This is a genomic window from Ectopseudomonas composti (genome assembly GCF_900115475.1).
Lineage (GTDB): Bacteria > Pseudomonadota > Gammaproteobacteria > Pseudomonadales > Pseudomonadaceae > Aquipseudomonas > Aquipseudomonas composti.
In genome coordinates this window covers 13983-29649 of sequence record NZ_FOWP01000019.1, presented here as the reverse complement: position 1 = coordinate 29649, position 15667 = coordinate 13983, and the positions used below count along the sequence as shown (strand labels likewise).

General features: G+C 62.6%; 15 protein-coding genes. 3 read left to right on the top strand and 12 right to left on the bottom strand.

The genetic code is table 11. From position 1 onward, the window contains the following. Positions 1-2 precede the first annotated feature (2 nt). From BM059_RS23870 to BM059_RS23850, 5 genes are read right to left on the bottom strand one after another with little or no spacing between them, the layout of a single operon-like run. Positions 3-686: a TonB family protein gene (locus BM059_RS23870; RefSeq protein WP_037001903.1), complete on the bottom strand. Its 684-nt coding sequence runs from the start codon at positions 684-686 to the stop codon at positions 3-5. Then, the gene (locus BM059_RS23865; RefSeq protein WP_003463247.1) at positions 686-1096 is read right to left on the bottom strand and encodes an ExbD/TolR family protein; all 411 of its coding nucleotides are present in this window, start codon (positions 1094-1096) and stop codon (positions 686-688) included. The genes BM059_RS23870 and BM059_RS23865 overlap by 1 nt, the downstream gene beginning before the upstream one ends. Positions 1097-1107: 11 nt before the next feature. Further along, a complete protein-coding gene (locus tag BM059_RS23860; protein WP_037001904.1) occupies positions 1108-1656 on the bottom strand; it encodes a MotA/TolQ/ExbB proton channel family protein in 549 nt (182 codons plus the stop codon). After that, complete coding sequence (locus BM059_RS23855) at positions 1649-2998, bottom strand: MotA/TolQ/ExbB proton channel family protein (RefSeq protein ID WP_074941599.1); 1350 nt, start codon at positions 2996-2998, stop codon at positions 1649-1651. The genes BM059_RS23860 and BM059_RS23855 overlap by 8 nt, the downstream gene beginning before the upstream one ends. Further along, entirely contained in the window at positions 2995-3768 is a 774-nt protein-coding gene (locus BM059_RS23850) for a DUF3450 domain-containing protein (RefSeq protein WP_074941598.1), read from the bottom strand. The genes BM059_RS23855 and BM059_RS23850 overlap by 4 nt, the downstream gene beginning before the upstream one ends. A 192-nt stretch (positions 3769-3960) precedes the next feature. Here BM059_RS23850 and BM059_RS23845 point away from each other — a divergent pair, with 192 nt between their 5' ends. Beyond that, positions 3961-4653, top strand: a complete 693-nt coding sequence (locus BM059_RS23845) for an OmpW/AlkL family protein (protein WP_074941597.1) — start codon at positions 3961-3963, stop codon at positions 4651-4653. Positions 4654-4708: 55 nt separating this feature from the next. Here BM059_RS23845 and BM059_RS23840 read toward each other — a convergent pair whose 3' ends face one another. The 3 genes from BM059_RS23840 to BM059_RS23830 all read right to left on the bottom strand — a co-directional run bounded on the left by BM059_RS23840 (position 4709) and on the right by BM059_RS23830 (position 7008). Beyond that, positions 4709-5632 carry an NAD-dependent epimerase/dehydratase family protein gene (locus BM059_RS23840; protein WP_074941596.1) on the bottom strand — a complete coding sequence of 308 codons (924 nt, stop codon included), beginning with the start codon at positions 5630-5632 and terminating at the stop codon, positions 4709-4711. Further along, complete coding sequence (locus tag BM059_RS23835) at positions 5625-6509, bottom strand: sugar nucleotide-binding protein (protein WP_074941595.1); 885 nt, start codon at positions 6507-6509, stop codon at positions 5625-5627. Before BM059_RS23835 ends, BM059_RS23840 begins: the two co-directional genes overlap by 8 nt. A gap of 85 nt (positions 6510-6594) precedes the next feature. Beyond that, a complete protein-coding gene (locus BM059_RS23830; RefSeq protein WP_051563893.1) occupies positions 6595-7008 on the bottom strand; it encodes a winged helix-turn-helix transcriptional regulator in 414 nt (137 codons plus the stop codon). A gap of 100 nt (positions 7009-7108) precedes the next feature. Between BM059_RS23830 and gstA the strand changes: the two genes are divergently transcribed. Further along, positions 7109-7714 carry a glutathione transferase GstA gene (gstA, locus tag BM059_RS23825; RefSeq protein WP_074941594.1) on the top strand — a complete coding sequence of 202 codons (606 nt, stop codon included), beginning with the start codon at positions 7109-7111 and terminating at the stop codon, positions 7712-7714. 61 nt (positions 7715-7775) lie between these two features. On the opposite strand, the gene BM059_RS23820 is transcribed toward gstA, so the two are convergent. Both BM059_RS23820 and BM059_RS23815 read right to left on the bottom strand, forming a co-directional pair. Next, the gene (locus tag BM059_RS23820; RefSeq protein ID WP_074941593.1) at positions 7776-8267 is read right to left on the bottom strand and encodes a single-stranded DNA-binding protein; all 492 of its coding nucleotides are present in this window, start codon (positions 8265-8267) and stop codon (positions 7776-7778) included. Between the two features lie 9 nt (positions 8268-8276). Continuing rightward, entirely contained in the window at positions 8277-9671 is a 1395-nt protein-coding gene (locus BM059_RS23815) for an MFS transporter (protein ID WP_036999698.1), read from the bottom strand. A 135-nt stretch (positions 9672-9806) separates the two neighbouring features. Between BM059_RS23815 and uvrA the strand changes: the two genes are divergently transcribed. Further along, entirely contained in the window at positions 9807-12641 is a 2835-nt protein-coding gene (gene uvrA, locus BM059_RS23810; RefSeq protein WP_074941592.1) for an excinuclease ABC subunit UvrA, read from the top strand. 72 nt (positions 12642-12713) lie between these two features. Here uvrA and bfr read toward each other — a convergent pair whose 3' ends face one another. Continuing rightward, the gene (gene bfr / locus BM059_RS23805) at positions 12714-13178 is read right to left on the bottom strand and encodes a bacterioferritin (protein WP_036999701.1); all 465 of its coding nucleotides are present in this window, start codon (positions 13176-13178) and stop codon (positions 12714-12716) included. 136 nt (positions 13179-13314) lie between these two features. Continuing rightward, entirely contained in the window at positions 13315-15465 is a 2151-nt protein-coding gene (katG, locus tag BM059_RS23800; RefSeq protein ID WP_036999702.1) for a catalase/peroxidase HPI, read from the bottom strand. Between the last annotated feature and the right edge of the window lie 202 nt (positions 15466-15667).

The following is a 15667-nucleotide window of genomic DNA, read 5'->3' as shown; positions in this document are numbered from 1 at the left end:
GGTCAGCTCCTTTCCAGACGGAAGTAGAGAGTTTTTACCGCTTCGCGGTCCACCGCCAGGCCACCCTCGGTACGCGGCGCGAAGCGCCAGCGAGCGGCAGCACGGCGCGCTTCGCGCTCGAAGACGTTACGCGGATTGGCTTCCAGCACGCGGATGTTCTCCACATTGCCGGAGCGGTTGATGGTGAAAGCCAGTTTGACGAAACCTTCGATGCCACGCTGCAGTGCATAGCGCGGATAATCTGGGCGCACATCGTTGAGCGGCATGACTTCGCTCTCCATTCCACCCATCTGCCCACCCGACTCGGCTGCCTCGCTCGGCGGCGTCGGCGCGGGGGCTCCAGGCGCAAGACCGGACAGGCTCGGCGCCGGCGCACTGTTGACGGCGATGCCACTGGCCAGGCTGGGCAATTGAATATCCAGCGCCGGCAGGTTCGCATTTGGCGTGGCCGTTTGCGGAGTCGGTGGCGTGGGCGGCTGTGGCGTCTGCGGTTGCGGTGGTTGCGGCGCTTGCTGGCGAGTACGCGTAGCCGTCTCGCTGGCGTTACCGTCCATGCGCACGAAGTTGGCCACGCTGACCGGGTCCTGGTTCACCTTGGCGCTCGGTGGCGCGACCATGTACAGCATCAGGGCAAAGAGCCCCAAGGCCATCAGGCAGGCACCGAGAAAAGACAGCGGCAGACGCATCAGTTGACTCCGCTACCGGCAGCCAGGGCGACATCCTGCACGCCAGCCAGACGCGCCTGATCCATCACCTGGACGACCAGGCCGGTACGCGCATCCTGATCGGCCTGCACCACCACGGCGCCATCCGGTTGGTCGACACGCATGCGCTCGACGTGCGCGCGCACGCTACGGATGTCTACGGGCTGCTTGTCCATCCAGATCTGTCCGTCGGCAGTGACCGCGATAAGGATGTTGCCCTTGTCCTGAGGGCTGGCCGTTTCCGCCTGCGGACGCTGCACCTCGACCCCGGACTCGCGGATGAAGGAGCTGGTGACGATGAAAAAGATCAGCATGATGAAGACCACGTCGAGCATCGGCGTGAGGTCGATGCCGGTGTCTTCGTCCTGCTGGTGGTGACGACGCATTCTCATGTTGGGCGATCTCAGTCGTGACGCAGCTGGTCGGCCAGCCGCTCGATGGCCTGGCTGGCTTCGCGTTCGAGGCGCGCCAGGCTGAACAATCCAGGAATGGCCAGAACCATGCCGGCCATGGTCGGCAGGGTCGCCTGCCACACGCCAGCGGCCATACCGCGTGGGTTACCGGCACCGTTGAGGGCGAGCACATCGAACACGGCGATCATGCCTAGCACGGTGCCGAGCAGGCCCAACAGCGGATACAGCGCTACCAGGGTCTTGCCCAGGCGCAGCGGCGCCGCCAATTGCTGACGCGCCTGCGCCAGCCAGGCCAGACGAACGGCGCGTTGCCAGTTGCCGTTGTCGTCGGCGAGCACCTGCTGCCAGGCCTCGCGACGCTCCTGTACCCAGCGCGGGAAAATCCTGCGCATGTACCAGAAACGCTCGAACACCAGGGTCCAGAACACCACGCAGAGCACCGCCAGCGCCCACATCACCACGCCGCCAGCGCTCATGAAGTCGAGCAGTGCATAGGCACTGTCGACCGCACGCAGCCAGAAGGCGAACAGATCAGTCACGGCGCGGCGCTCCCGACAGGTGCAGGGCGATCAGGCCGGCGCTCTGCTGCTCCAGAATCTGGATCAGGCCCTTGCTGCGACTGGCCAACAGGCTGTGCAGGAACAGCAGCGGAATAGCCACCACCAGACCCAGCACGGTGGTCACCAGCGCCTGGGAAATACCGTCTGCCATCAGGCGAGAATCGCCGCCACCGCTCTGGGTGATGGCCTGGAAGGTCACGATCATGCCGGTCACGGTGCCCAGCAAGCCGAGCAGCGGTGCAACGGCGGCGAGTAGCTTTAGCAGGCCCTGGCCTTTCTCCAGCGGTGGCGTCTCCTGCAGGATCGCTTCGTCCAGCTTCAGCTCCAGGGTTTCCAGATCGGCCAGTTGCGGCTTGTTACCCAGCACGCCGATCACGCGGCCCAGCGGGTTGTCATTGCGTGGCGCGCTGAGGTCATGCATCTGCGCCTTGACGCCACTGCCAACGCGAGCGAGGTAGACCATGCGCCACACAGCGAGCAGCAGGCCGAAAGCACCCAGCACGACGATCACCCATCCGACCAGACCACCCTGCTGCAAACGATCCCACAGGGTTGGCTGCTGCTGGAGTTGCGCCAGCAGGCTGCCGCGGCTCGGGTCGATGGGCAGCGTGGCGAGTGCATCGTTGCTGCTCAGGTAGTCCTCGACCTGGCCCAGGCCGTACGGCTGACGCGGCGGCGCCACCAGTTGCCCGGCATCGGCGTCGTAACGCAGGAAGGCATCCTCACCATATACGGCGAACGCGCCGACACGCAGCACCTGCTGCTCCTGACGCGAACCATCGGCATTCACCACCGGCAGTTGCAGGCGCTCGATACGGCCGCTGGCGGCCAGGTCTTCGAGCAGCATCATCCAGTAGCCGTCCAGGTCGTCAGCGGAAGGCAGCGAACGGCTCTCAGCCAGTGCCTTGAGGCGCTTCAGGCGCTCCGGATACTGAGCGTTGAGCAGGTTGTCTTGCCATTGCCCGGCGACGTCACCGGCACTTTGACGCACCACGCCGAACAGTTCACCGAGGTGACCGACGCGCTGCGCCAGCAGCTTTTCCTGCTCGGCAAGCTCGGCTTCCTGACGATCGAATTCGGCTTTCAGACGTTCGCTTTCGGCTTTCTGCGTATTCAGCGCGGAGCGAGCGCTGGCCAGCAGTTGCGCCTGCTCGCTACGCTTGGCGAGAAACGCCTGCTCGCGTTCCTGCATGGCACTGACTTCAGCCGCTCGCTCGCTGCGAATGCGCTGCAGCAATTGATCGGGATTGAGAGTTTCGGCCATGGCGGCCAGTGCCGGCAACAGGCTGAGCGCCAGTACGGCTACAACACGACGACTCATTGTGCGGCCTCCTGGGCCAGGGTCTTGATCGGCAGGGACAGCACGGCAGGTGCCTGCTGCTGACGGGCGATGGCGATAGCCTGGTTCAGCGGGCGACGAGCACTACCGTCGAGCACTTCCCAGGCTTTGCTCTGCGGGTTCCACCAGCCACTCTCATGTGCATCCAGGGTCTGGTAGTAGAGCATGCTGCGCCCCAGGCGCAGGAATTCGACGCTGCGCGAACCGCCATCTGCCTGATTCAGTTCGCCACGCCAGGCTTCCAGGGTGCGGCCGTAATCGCTCTCGATCTGATAGGCCTCGAGGATGCGGCGGTACTTGTCCGCCAGGCTGACATCAGCGCGCGGCAGCAGATCCTGCAACTGGGCCAGGCGATCCTCGCGCTCTTCGGGCAGGAAAGGCAGGTCGGCGGCGATGAACTCGCCCAGCACCTCGACCATCTTGACCATCTGCGGGCTCACCGCTTCCTGGGTCCGCTCGATACCGTCGAGCTGCTTCTGGTAGCTGGTCAGCTCCTTGCGCTGGGCTTCGACCAGATCACGAAGCTGACTGTTATAACCTTTCAATGCCTCAGCCTGCTGCAGGGCATTGCGGTACTCGTTGAGCATCTCACGGCTGGCATCATCCAACTGCTCAACACGGCCCTGAGAGGCCTTGGCCTCGGCGGCCAGGCGCTGACTTTCGTCCAGCGCTGCATCCAGTGGCGCAGCAGCCAGCGAGACGCTGCTCAGCATCAGGGCCACGGCCAGGGAACGGAGGGGGAAGCGATTCATGCGCAGAGGGTCCTCGACAGACAGGCTTGCTTCAAAAAGAGAAACATTATCATCTAGAGTTTCATTCGAAGCAATGGACAAAACACCGCAGCAGAGCCCACCGATCTATTGAGCCAGGTCAAAAAGTGAATTGTTGCTTGGCTTAGCATTGATTCCAGCCAAAGACACAACCGACTCGAACTGGAGCTCGCTATGTACAAGTCACTGTTCACTGCCTCTCTGCTGGCCCTGGCCATCGCCGCCCCTGCCGCTCAAGCCCACCAGGCTGGCGACATCCTCATCCGCGCCGGTGCCATCACCGTCAACCCCGACGCTGACTCTTCCAGCGTCAAGGTCGATCGCGGCGGCCTCGCCGGCACCGACCTCGGCGGTAAAGCAACCATGAGCAGTGACACTCAGCTGGGCCTGAACTTCGCCTACATGCTCACCGACAATCTGGGCATCGAGCTGCTGGCGGCCACGCCGTTCGAGCACGACGTGAAGATCAAGGGCACCATCCTCGATGCGGCCAACGGCAAGCTGGGCAGCCTCAAGCACCTGCCGCCGACCCTGAGCCTGGTGTACTACCCGCTGGACGCCAAGTCGGCCTTCCAGCCCTACGTCGGCGCCGGTATCAATTACACCTGGATTTTCGACGAGCACGTGGGCAGCGCAGCCAGCGCCAACGGCTTCGACAACTTCCGCGCCAAGAACTCCTGGGGTCTGGCCTGGCAAGTGGGTGCAGACTACATGCTGACTGACAGCCTGATGCTCAACGCCCAGGTACGCTACATCGATATCGACACCACCGCCTATGTCGACAACAACGCCCTCGGCGTGCGCGCCAAGGTCGATGTGGATGTAGACCCCTTCGTCTACATGGTCGGCCTGGGCTACAAGTTCTGATAGCACTCGCAGAAATGAAAAAGCCGGCTCTCGCCGGCTTTTTCGTGGGCTCGCCTCACATGCCGAGCAACTGACGCAAACCTTCGTGCAGCGGCGTCTGCTGCGGCATCTGATAATGCGCCAACAAGCGCGCGTTGTCGGCACGCGAGTGGCGGATATCGCCAGCACGGGCCGGCAAATGCGTCACGGGTGGCAGGCCTGCGCACAGCGCACCGACCTCTGTCAGCAACTGATTGAGGCTGACAGCCTGATTCCAGCCGACATTGACCGGTTCGGCGACGACCGCTTCAGCGAGCAGCGCCTGCATCAGCAGGGCGATCAGGTCACCGACGTAGAAGAAATCGCGGGTCTGCTCACCATCGCCGAAGACACTGATCGGCAAGCCCTGCTGCGCGCGCTGGGTGAAGATGCTGATCACACCGGAGTATGGCGATGAAGGGTCCTGACGCGGCCCGAAGATATTGAAGAAGCGAAACACCGCCGGCTCGAAGCCATGCTGGCGGCGATAGAAATCAAGGTAGTGCTCGCTGGCCAGCTTGTCCGCTGCATAAGGCGTCAAGGGCGCCTTGGCGGTGGCCTCATCGATTGCCACGCCCTCGCCGTTGTTGCCATAGACCGCCGCGCTGGAGGCATAGACAACACGTCGCACGCCATGCTGACGCATGGCTTCGCAGACATTCAGGGTGCCGATGAAGTTGCTTTGATGAGTGGCGACCGGGTCATCCACCGACGCCTGCACCGAGGCAACGGCGGCCAGATGCGCGACACCCATGCAGCCAGCGACCGACTTGGCGACCACCTCGGCATCGGCGACATCACCCTCGATGAACTGCAGGTTCGGATTATCCAACGGCAGGTTGCTGCGCTTGCCCATGGACAGGTTGTCCAGCACGCGCACGCCATGGCCTGCAGCCAACAAGGCATCGACCAGGTGCGAGCCGATAAAACCGGCGCCGCCGGTTACGAGAATTTCAGCCATGACGGTAATAACGATCCAGAAGCGCCGGCAAAGCGGAGCGCCAGGCGCGCGGCTTGATGCCAAAGGTATGAAGAATCTTCTTGCAGGCCAGTACTGCGTGCTGCGGCTCATCGACCACATCCGGGCGAGCAGCGTGTGCCTGTGGCGCGACGTCCTCGACCAGATTGCTGCGATAGTGGCGCGCCTCGCTCAGCACCGCCTGCCCCAGACTCAGCGATGTGCTGGCCTCGTGACCACCGTAATGATAGGTGCCCCACAAGGGCGACTCGCAGTCGAGCTGCTTGAGCACCGCCAGAATCACCCGCGCGGCATCATCCACCGGGGTGGGATTGCCGCGCCGGTCATCGGCGAGATAAAGGGCATCGTCGCGCTCGGCACGCTGCAGAAAGCGCCCCAGCAGCCCTTCCCGACTGTCATCGAGCAGCCAGCCGAAGCGCAGCAGCACGTGCCGCGGGCAGATCGCCCGCACGCTCTGCTCCAGACGCCACAACGCCTGACCACGCAGCCCCAGGGGGAGCGGCTCTTCCTTTTCGCTGTAGGCAGTGACTCGCGAGCCATCGAACACCCGATAGCTGGACGGCTGCAGCAACACGATGGAGTGGTGCTGGCACAGCTCGGCCAGCCTCTCCACCGCGCGCTCCTGCGTCTGCAGGCGTGACTCGGTTATCGACTCGGCCTGGAACCAGTCGAAGTAGTAAGCCAGGTTGATCAGCGCATCCGGACGGGTATCGTCGAGCAGCTCAGTGAGACTAGCGGCGTCCCAGCCGTCTTCTGGCGGACGCGGCGCGAGGAAGCCGATGTCTTCCTCGGCGCCAAGACGGATCAGCGCTTGCCCCAGGGCACTACCGCCGCCCAGCAGCATCAGGCGCATACGCATGGTGGTTCGGGTGACTCCAGAATTGTTCTGCCTGCCGGTATGGCGGCCACGATGGCCGATATTCTGCTGGTTTTACCCTGAGCCGTCACCCTGCAATCACGCCCAGAGGCGCGGCAGGAGCCGGAGCATTGGTCTGATCGAAAACCTGCTGCGCCCGGGCGATCTCGACGACATGGCTTTCCACCCAATGATCGAGCGCCCGAATCGGCTCGCTCAACGAATGCCCCAGGGGTGTCAGCGCATATTCCACACGTGGCGGTACCTCGGCATGAGCCTGGCGTGACACCAGGCCGAAGCGTTCGAGGCGGCGCAGCGTCTGAATCAGCATTTTCTCCGATATACCCTCGACGCGGCGGCGCAGCTCGGCAGTACGCAGCACCCCACCGTGAGCCAGGGCATGAATCAGCAACAGCGACCACTTATCGGCAATCACCGTCAGCACATGCCGCGCCGGGCAGACACCACTGAATACATTGCCAGGGCGAAAATCATCGACCATCAAAGCGCCTCCAAAACTTACCAAAAGGTGGGTACTTGCCGAAAAGAAAGCGAAGAGTAAGCTCCTTCGCGTACACCTGCCACCCCACAAGGAATCTCACATGAAGCTGTACTACAAAGCCGGCGCCTGCTCCCTTTCGCCACACATCGCCCTGCGCGAAGCCGGCATCGCCTTCGAGATGGAAGCGGTCGACCTTCAAAGCAAGCGCACCGAGTCAGGCGCCGACTTCACCGAGATCAATGCCAAGGGCTATGTCCCCGCCTTGGTGCTGGACAACGGCAAGGTACTGACTGAAGGAGCAGCCATCGTGCAGTACATCGCCGACCTCAGGCCCGAAAGCGGCCTGGCGCCAGCCAATGGCAGCGAAGCGCGCTACCAGTTGCAGAGCTGGCTGAGCTTCATCTCCACAGAACTACACAAACCGATGGGCAGCCTGTTCAACCCGGCCCAGAGCGAAGACTGGAAAGCCGCGGCCAAGGCGCTGTTGAGCAAGCGCCTGAACTGGCTCGTGACGGAGATGGGCGCGCGCGAATACCTGCTGGGTGAGCATTTCACCGTAGCCGATGGCTATCTGTTCACCGTACTGGGCTGGGCCGGCATGGTCGGCTTCCCCCTTGAGCCGTGGCCGAGCGTGCAGGCCTACCGTGCGCGCATCGCTGCACGCCCGAAAGTGATTGAGGCGCTCAAGGCCGAAGGCCTGATCTGAAGCCATAAAGAAAAACCCCGAGGCCAGCTCGGGGTTTTCGTATCAGCTCGGTATCACGCGCTTAGAACGGGATGTCGTCATCGAAGCTGTCGTAGTCGGGCGCCGGCTGGACCTGCTGCGGAGCAGGACGTTCCTGACGCGGCGCTTGTTGCTGCTCACGCTGCGGGGCCGGGCGCGATTGGCGCGGGGCACCACCTTCGTCACCGCTCGGACGGCCGCCCAGCAGCTGCATGGTGCCCTGCATGTCGACGATGATCTCGGTGGTGTAACGCTTGATGCCGTCCTTTTCCCACTCGCGAGTCTGCAGTTTGCCTTCGATGTATACCTGCGAACCCTTGCGCAGGTACTCGCCAGCGATCTCGGCAACCTTGCCGAACAGGGCGACGCGGTGCCATTCGGTCTTCTCGACCTTCTGCCCGGTCTGCTTGTCGGTCCACTGCTCGCTGGTAGCCAGGCTCAGGTTGGTGACTGCGTTGCCGCTGGGCAGGTAGCGTGTTTCCGGGTCCTGGCCGCAGGTACCGACCAGAATGACTTTGTTAACCCCACGGGCCATAACGTTCTCCTAGACTCGGCACGCCGCTGGCGCCGATACGATCAGGCTTTCCAGCGTCGTGCGATCCACTTGTTGGGTATCGACTTTGATATAGATGGCCGCTTCGTCGACCACCACCACGGCGTCCGCCACTCCCGGCGTCGCCTTGAGGCGTTCGACCAGTCCGACATCGGCCAGTGCCGCGGCATCGAGCGGCAGGCGCAAACTGGTCACGTACGGCGGTTCGCGCATAGTAACAGCAATAGCCAGCCAAATTGCACAGAGCGCGGCGCAGCCGATGAACACACCGCCCAGGCCGACGTGCTGGTACAGCCAGCCACCAAGAATGCCGCCCAGCGCGGCGCCGAGGAACTGACTGGTGGAATAGACGCCCATCGCCGTGCCCTTGCCACCGGCTGGCGCCACCTTGCTGACCAGCGATGGCAGCGAGGCTTCAAGCAGATTGAAGGCCGTGAAGAACACCACGATGCCCAGCACCAGCGCGCGCAGGCTGTTGCCAAAGAAGGCGAAGTACAGCTCGCAGACCAGTAATACGCTGACGGCGCCGAGCAGCACACGCTTCATCTGGCGTTTTTTCTCGCCATAGATGATGAAGGGCACCATGCCGAAGAAACCGATCAACAGCGCGGTGAGATACACCCACCAGTGCTCTTCCTTGACCAACCCGCCCTGCTCCACCAGCGCCAGCGGCAGAGCGACGAAACTGGCCATGAGCACCGCATGCAGGGCCAGGATGGCGAAGTCCAGACGCAGCAGGTCTCTGTGCTTGAGGGTCGGCCACAGCGTCTGCGCTGCAACGCCGGACTCACGATGCTGCAGCGGGCCGGCGTCTTTCGGCACGACGCCGGCGACGATCAGAATGCCGAGCAACGCCATCGCCGCCGTCGCCCAGAACAGACCGGATAGACCAAAGGCGCGGGTCAGCAGCGGCCCGACCACCATGGCCACCGCAAACGACAGACCGATGCTCATGCCGATCATCGCCATGGCCTTGGTCCGGTGCTGCTCACGGGTCAGATCCGACAACAGCGCCATCACCGCGGCGGAGATCGCCCCGGCGCCCTGCAGCACACGCCCGGCAATCACGCCCCAGATCGAATCGGCATTGGCCGCCAGCACGCTGCCAGCGGCGAAGATCAACAGGCCGACATAAATCACCGGACGCCTACCGATTCGGTCGCTGATGATGCCGAAGGGAATTTGCAACACAGCCTGGGTCAGACCGTAGGCACCGATGGCCAGGCCGATCAGCGCAGGCGTACTGCCCGCCAGATCCATGCCATAGGTGGCCAGCACTGGCAGCACCATGAACATGCCCAGCATACGAAACGCGAAGACCATGGCCAGGCCGCCGGCCGCGCGGGTCTCGCTACTGCTCATGCGCTCGCTGTGCGGATCGTGCATCGAATAAACCCTGAGGAAATCAGCCGGCGATTCTAGCAGCAGCAACCGCTTCGGCACAGGCGCACACTTTGCCGCAGGGTAGCCGCAAGCCCTATACTCGACCGTTTTCCGCCCGCCCAGCGAGGCCCGTTGTAAGTGGACAAGATCCTGATCCGTGGGGCCCGAACCCACAACCTCAAGAACATCGACCTGACCCTGCCGCGCGACAAGCTGATCGTGATCACCGGCCTGTCCGGCTCCGGCAAGTCCTCCCTGGCTTTCGACACCCTTTATGCGGAAGGCCAGCGCCGTTATGTCGAATCGCTGTCGGCCTACGCCCGACAGTTCCTGTCGATGATGGAAAAGCCCGACGTCGACACCATCGAGGGACTCTCGCCAGCGATCTCCATCGAGCAGAAATCCACCTCGCACAACCCGCGCTCGACCGTTGGCACCATCACCGAAATCTACGACTACCTGCGCCTGCTCTACGCCCGCGTCGGTATCCCGCGCTGCCCGGATCACGACGTACCGCTGGAAGCGCAGACCGTCAGCCAGATGGTCGACCAGGTACTGGCCCTGCCGGAAGGCCGCAAACTGATGCTGCTCGCCCCGGTTATCCGCGAGCGCAAGGGCGAGCACCTCTCGGTGTTCGAGGAATTGCGCGCCCAAGGTTTCGTCCGTGCCCGGGTCAACGGCAAGCTGCATGAGCTGGACGAACTGCCCAAGCTTGATAAACAGAAGAAGCACTCCATCGACGTGGTAGTGGACCGCTTCAAGGTCCGCGAAGATTTGCAGCAGCGCCTGGCCGAGTCCTTCGAGACCGCCCTGAACCTGGCCGATGGCATTGCCCTGATCGCCCCGATGGACGATGAAGAGGGTGAGGAGATCATCTTCTCCGCACGCTTCGCCTGCCCGCATTGCGGCCACTCGATCAGCGAGCTGGAACCCAAGCTGTTCTCCTTCAACAACCCCGCTGGTGCCTGCCCGACCTGCGATGGCCTGGGCGTGAAGCAGTTCTTCGACGGCAAGCGCCTGGTCAATGGCGAACTGACACTGGCCGAAGGTGCCATACGCGGCTGGGACCGGCGCAACGTCTATTACTTCCAGATGCTCGGCTCGCTGGCCGCGCACTATGGCTTCAGCCTTGAGGAGCCCTTCGACGAGCTGGCCGCCGAACACCAGAAAGCCATTCTCTTCGGCAGCGGCACGCAGAGCGTCGACTTCAAGTACCTCAACGACCGCGGCGATATCGTCAAGCGCTCGCATCCGTTCGAGGGCATCATCCCCAACCTCGAACGCCGCTACCGCGAGACCGAGTCGAGCAGCGTGCGTGAAGAGCTGGCCAAGTTCCTCAGCACCCAGCCCTGCCCCGATTGCCGTGGCACCCGCCTACGGCGTGAGGCGCGCCATGTGTGGGTCGGCGAGAAAACCCTGCCGGCGGTTACCGGCCTGCCGGTTGGCGATGCCTGCGATTACGTAGCTGGTCTGCACCTGACCGGCCGCCGCGGCGAGATTGCCGAGAAAATTCTCAAGGAAATCCGCGAACGCCTGCAGTTTCTGGTCAACGTCGGCCTCGACTACCTGACCCTCGACCGCAGCGCCGACACCCTGTCCGGTGGTGAAGCGCAACGCATCCGCCTGGCCAGCCAGATTGGCGCCGGCCTGGTGGGGGTGATGTATATCCTCGACGAGCCCTCCATCGGCCTGCACCAGCGTGATAACGAACGCCTGCTGGGCACCCTCAATCACCTGCGCAATCTGGGCAATACGGTGATCGTGGTCGAGCATGACGAAGACGCCATCCGCATGGCCGACTATGTCGTCGACATCGGTCCGGGCGCGGGCGTGCATGGCGGACGCATCGTCGCCGAAGGCACGCCGGACGAGGTGATGAACCACCCTGACTCGCTGACCGGCAAGTACCTGTCCGGCCGCGAGAAGATCCGCTATCCCGCACAGCGTACTGTGCGCGACAAGAAGAAACTGCTCAAACTCAAGGGCGCACGGGGTAACAACCTGCGCAATGTCGATCTGGAAATTCCGGTGGGCCTGCTGACCTGCGTCACCGGCGTGTCCGGCTCGGGCAAATCGACGCTGATCAACAACACCCTGTTCCCGCTGACCGCCACGGCCTTGAACGGAGCAACTACCCTGGAAGCAGCGCCGCACGACTCCTTCGATGGCCTGCAGCACCTGGATAAAGTAGTCGACATCGACCAGAGCCCGATCGGCCGCACACCACGCTCCAACCCGGCCACCTACACCGGCCTGTTCACGCCGATTCGTGAGCTGTTCGCCGGCGTACCGGAATCGCGCTCGCGCGGTTACGGCCCGGGCCGTTTCAGCTTCAACGTCAAGGGCGGGCGCTGCGAGGCTTGCCAGGGTGACGGCGTGATCAAGGTGGAAATGCACTTCTTGCCGGACATCTATGTGCCCTGCGATGTGTGCAAGGGCAAGCGCTACAACCGTGAAACCCTGGAAGTGAAGTACAAAGGCAAGAGCATCACCGAGGTCCTCGACATGACCATCGAAGAAGCTCGCGCGTTCTTCGATGCCGTGCCAGCCATCGCCCGCAAGCTGCAGACGCTGATGGATGTCGGCCTGTCCTATATCAAGCTGGGCCAAAGCGCGACCACCCTCTCCGGGGGCGAAGCGCAGCGGGTCAAACTGAGCCGCGAGTTGAGCAAGCGGGACACCGGCAAGACCCTGTACATCCTTGATGAGCCGACCACCGGCCTGCACTTCGCTGACATTCAGCAACTACTGGATGTGCTGCACCGCCTACGCGACCACGGCAACACCGTGGTGGTCATCGAGCACAACCTAGATGTGATCAAGACCGCCGACTGGCTGGTGGATCTCGGCCCGGAAGGCGGTTCCAAGGGCGGCATGATCATCGCCACCGGCACGCCGGAAGAGGTGGCGGACAACCCGGCATCGCATACCGGACACTTCCTCAAGCCGCTGCTGGAACGCGACCGCGCCTGAAATGAAAGAGCCCCGCTAATGCGGGGCTTTTTCATGATGGACGACTTTAGGGTGCGCCATGCGCACCAAACGTCACATCTGACTTTGCAGGTACTTCTCCAACCCCAGCTTGTCGATCAGTTGCAACTGAATCTCCAACCAGTAGGCGTGGTCTTCCTCGGTGTCCTTGAGCTGCGCCAGGAGGATGTCGCGGCTCAGGTAATCCTGGTGCTTCTCGCACAATTCGATGCCCTTGCTCAGGGCGGCACGCACTTCGTACTCCAGGTCCAGATCGAGTTTCAGTGCCTGCGGCACGGTCTGGCCGTACGTGAAGGCATTGGGCGCCATGTCCGGCACGCCCTCGAGGAAGATGATGCGCTTGAGCAAGGCATCGGCGTGCTGAGTTTCCTCTTCCATCTCGTGGTTGATGCGCTCATAGAGCTTGCTGAAGCCCCAGTCCTCATACAGCCGCGAATGGATGAAATACTGGTCGCGCGCAGCCAGCTCGCCCTTGAGCAGATGCTTGAGATAGTCGATGACTTCGGTATGGCCTTTCATGCCGGGCAATCCTTGTTGCATTCGTGAGCAGAGTGCAATGCTCCGCCTCACGCCAGATTCGGTCAAGCAAAAGCACAACGCCTCCACAAGGGAGGCGTTGCGGCGTAGCGACGCACCAAAGGTGCGCGAGTCAGGCTCAGGCCAGATCGAAGCGATCCAGGTTCATCACCTTGGTCCAGGCGGCGACGAAGTCTTTGACCAGCTTCTCCTTGCCATCAGCGCTGGCATAGACCTCGGCGTAGGCGCGCAGCACCGAGTTGGAGCCGAATACCAGGTCGTTACGGGTGGCGGTGTACTTCACCTGACCATCCTTGCGCGCGCGGCCCTCGAACACTTCGTTGCTGCCATCGGTGGCCTTCCATGTGGTGCCCATGTCCAGCAGGTTGACGAAGAAGTCGTTGGACAGCACACCAACCTTGTCGGTGAACACACCATGCTGACTGCCATCGTAGTTGGCGCCCAGCACACGCAGGCCACCGACCAACGCAGTCAGCTCGGGCGCGGTCAGCGTCAGCAGTTGCGCCTTGTCCACCAGCATTGACTCGGTAGGCACGCCCAGATTGCCCTTGCTGTAGTTGCGGAAACCATCGGCAGCCGACTCGAGCACATCGAACGACTCGACATCGGTCTGATCCTGACGCGCATCGACACGGCCGGCAGCAAAAGGCACGTCGACCGCAACACCGGCAGCCTTGGCCGCCAGTTCGACACCGACATTACCCGCCAGCACGATGACATCAGCCAGCGATGCCTTACCCGATGCCTGTTGGATTTCCATCAGTTTCGGCAACACCTTGATCGCCCGCTGGTTGACCGCCCAGTCCTTCTGCGGCGCCAGTGCCAGGCGCGCGCCATTGGCCCCACCGCGCTTGTCGCCACCGCGGAAAGTGGAAGCCGAAGCCCAGGCCACGGACACCAGGTCACCGACCGACAGACCGGATGCGGCGATCTTCGCTTTCAGGTCGGCGATATCGGCGGCGCTCGGGTTGTGTGTGGCAGCCGGTAGCGGATCTTGCCAGATCAGATCCTCTTTCGGCACTTCCGGGCCGAGGTAACGAGCTTTCGGTCCCATGTCACGGTGCGTCAACTTGTACCAGGCGCGAGCGAAGGCATCGGCGAAGGCCTGCGGGTCCTCATAGAAACGCTTGGAGATCTTGCCGAACTCCGGATCGAAACGCAGAGTCAGGTCAGTGGTGAGCATGGTCGGCTTGTGGAATTTGCCCGGCACGTGAGCGTCCGGGATGATCTCCGGTGCGTCTTTGGCTTGCCACTGCTTGGCGCCGGCTGGCGATTTGGTCAGTTCCCACTCGAACTTGAACAGGTTCTCGAAGAAGTTGTTGCTCCACAGCGCCGGCGTCTTCGTCCAGGTCACTTCCAGACCGCTGGAAACGGTGTCCTTGCCGGAGCCGCTGCCGAAGTTACTGGTCCAACCCAGGCCCTGGGCTTCGATAGGTCCACCCTCGGGCTCCGGCCCCTTGTGCGACTCGGGTGCTGCGCCGTGGCACTTGCCGAAGGTGTGCCCACCAGCGATCAGCGCGACGATTTCCTCGTCGTCCATCGCCATGCGGTAGAAGGTGGCGCGAATGTCCTTTGCAGCAGCCAGGTAGTCACCACTGGCGTTGGGGCCTTCCGGGTTCACGTAGATCAGGCCCATGTGAGTAGCGCCGAACGGTGCAGTCAGCTCGCGCTCGTCGTTCACACGCTCGGGATCGACACCCAGCCAGGCGACCTCAGCTCCCCAATTGACGTCCTGATCCGGTTCCCACACGTCTTCACGGCCACCGGCATAACCGAAGGTCCGGAAGCCCATCGACTCCAGCGCCACGTTGCCAGCCAGGATGTACAGGTCAGCCCAGGAAATCGACTGGCCGTACTTCTGCTTGATCGGCCACAGCAGACGACGCGACTTGTCGATGTTGACGTTATCCGGCCAGGAGTTCAGCGGCGCGAAACGCTGCTGACCACGGCCGCCACCGCCACGGCCATCGGTGGTGCGGTAGGTACCTGCGGAGTGCCAAGCCATACGAATGAATTGCGGGCCGTAGTGGCCAAAGTCAGCCGGCCACCAGTCCTGGCTGTCAGTCATCAAGCGGACCAAATCAGCTTTCAGCGCCTTGTAGTCGAGCTTCTTGAATGCTTCGGCGTAATTGAAGGTTTCGCCCAGCGGATTGGATCGGTCCGAATGCTGATTCAGCAAATCGACACGCAACTGGTTCGGCCACCACTCTTTATTGGTCGTGCCGCCACCCGCTACGTGGTTGAACGGACATTTACCTTGGTTCGACATGGTTCTCTCCTTCTCCTCATCGGGTCGGTCCCAGCGAGTGCGACCAACAATGGGACAAGCCTAGACCCGCTTTGGCAGGCGAACCAATTCATGAAGCGTAACGGCTCGATAGTTATTTTCTTTCATGAGCGGCTGCCCCAGCCCCGCCTGGACCGCGCCATAAAACGTCTACACCTGAGCATCCATAACAGAAAATTCAGGC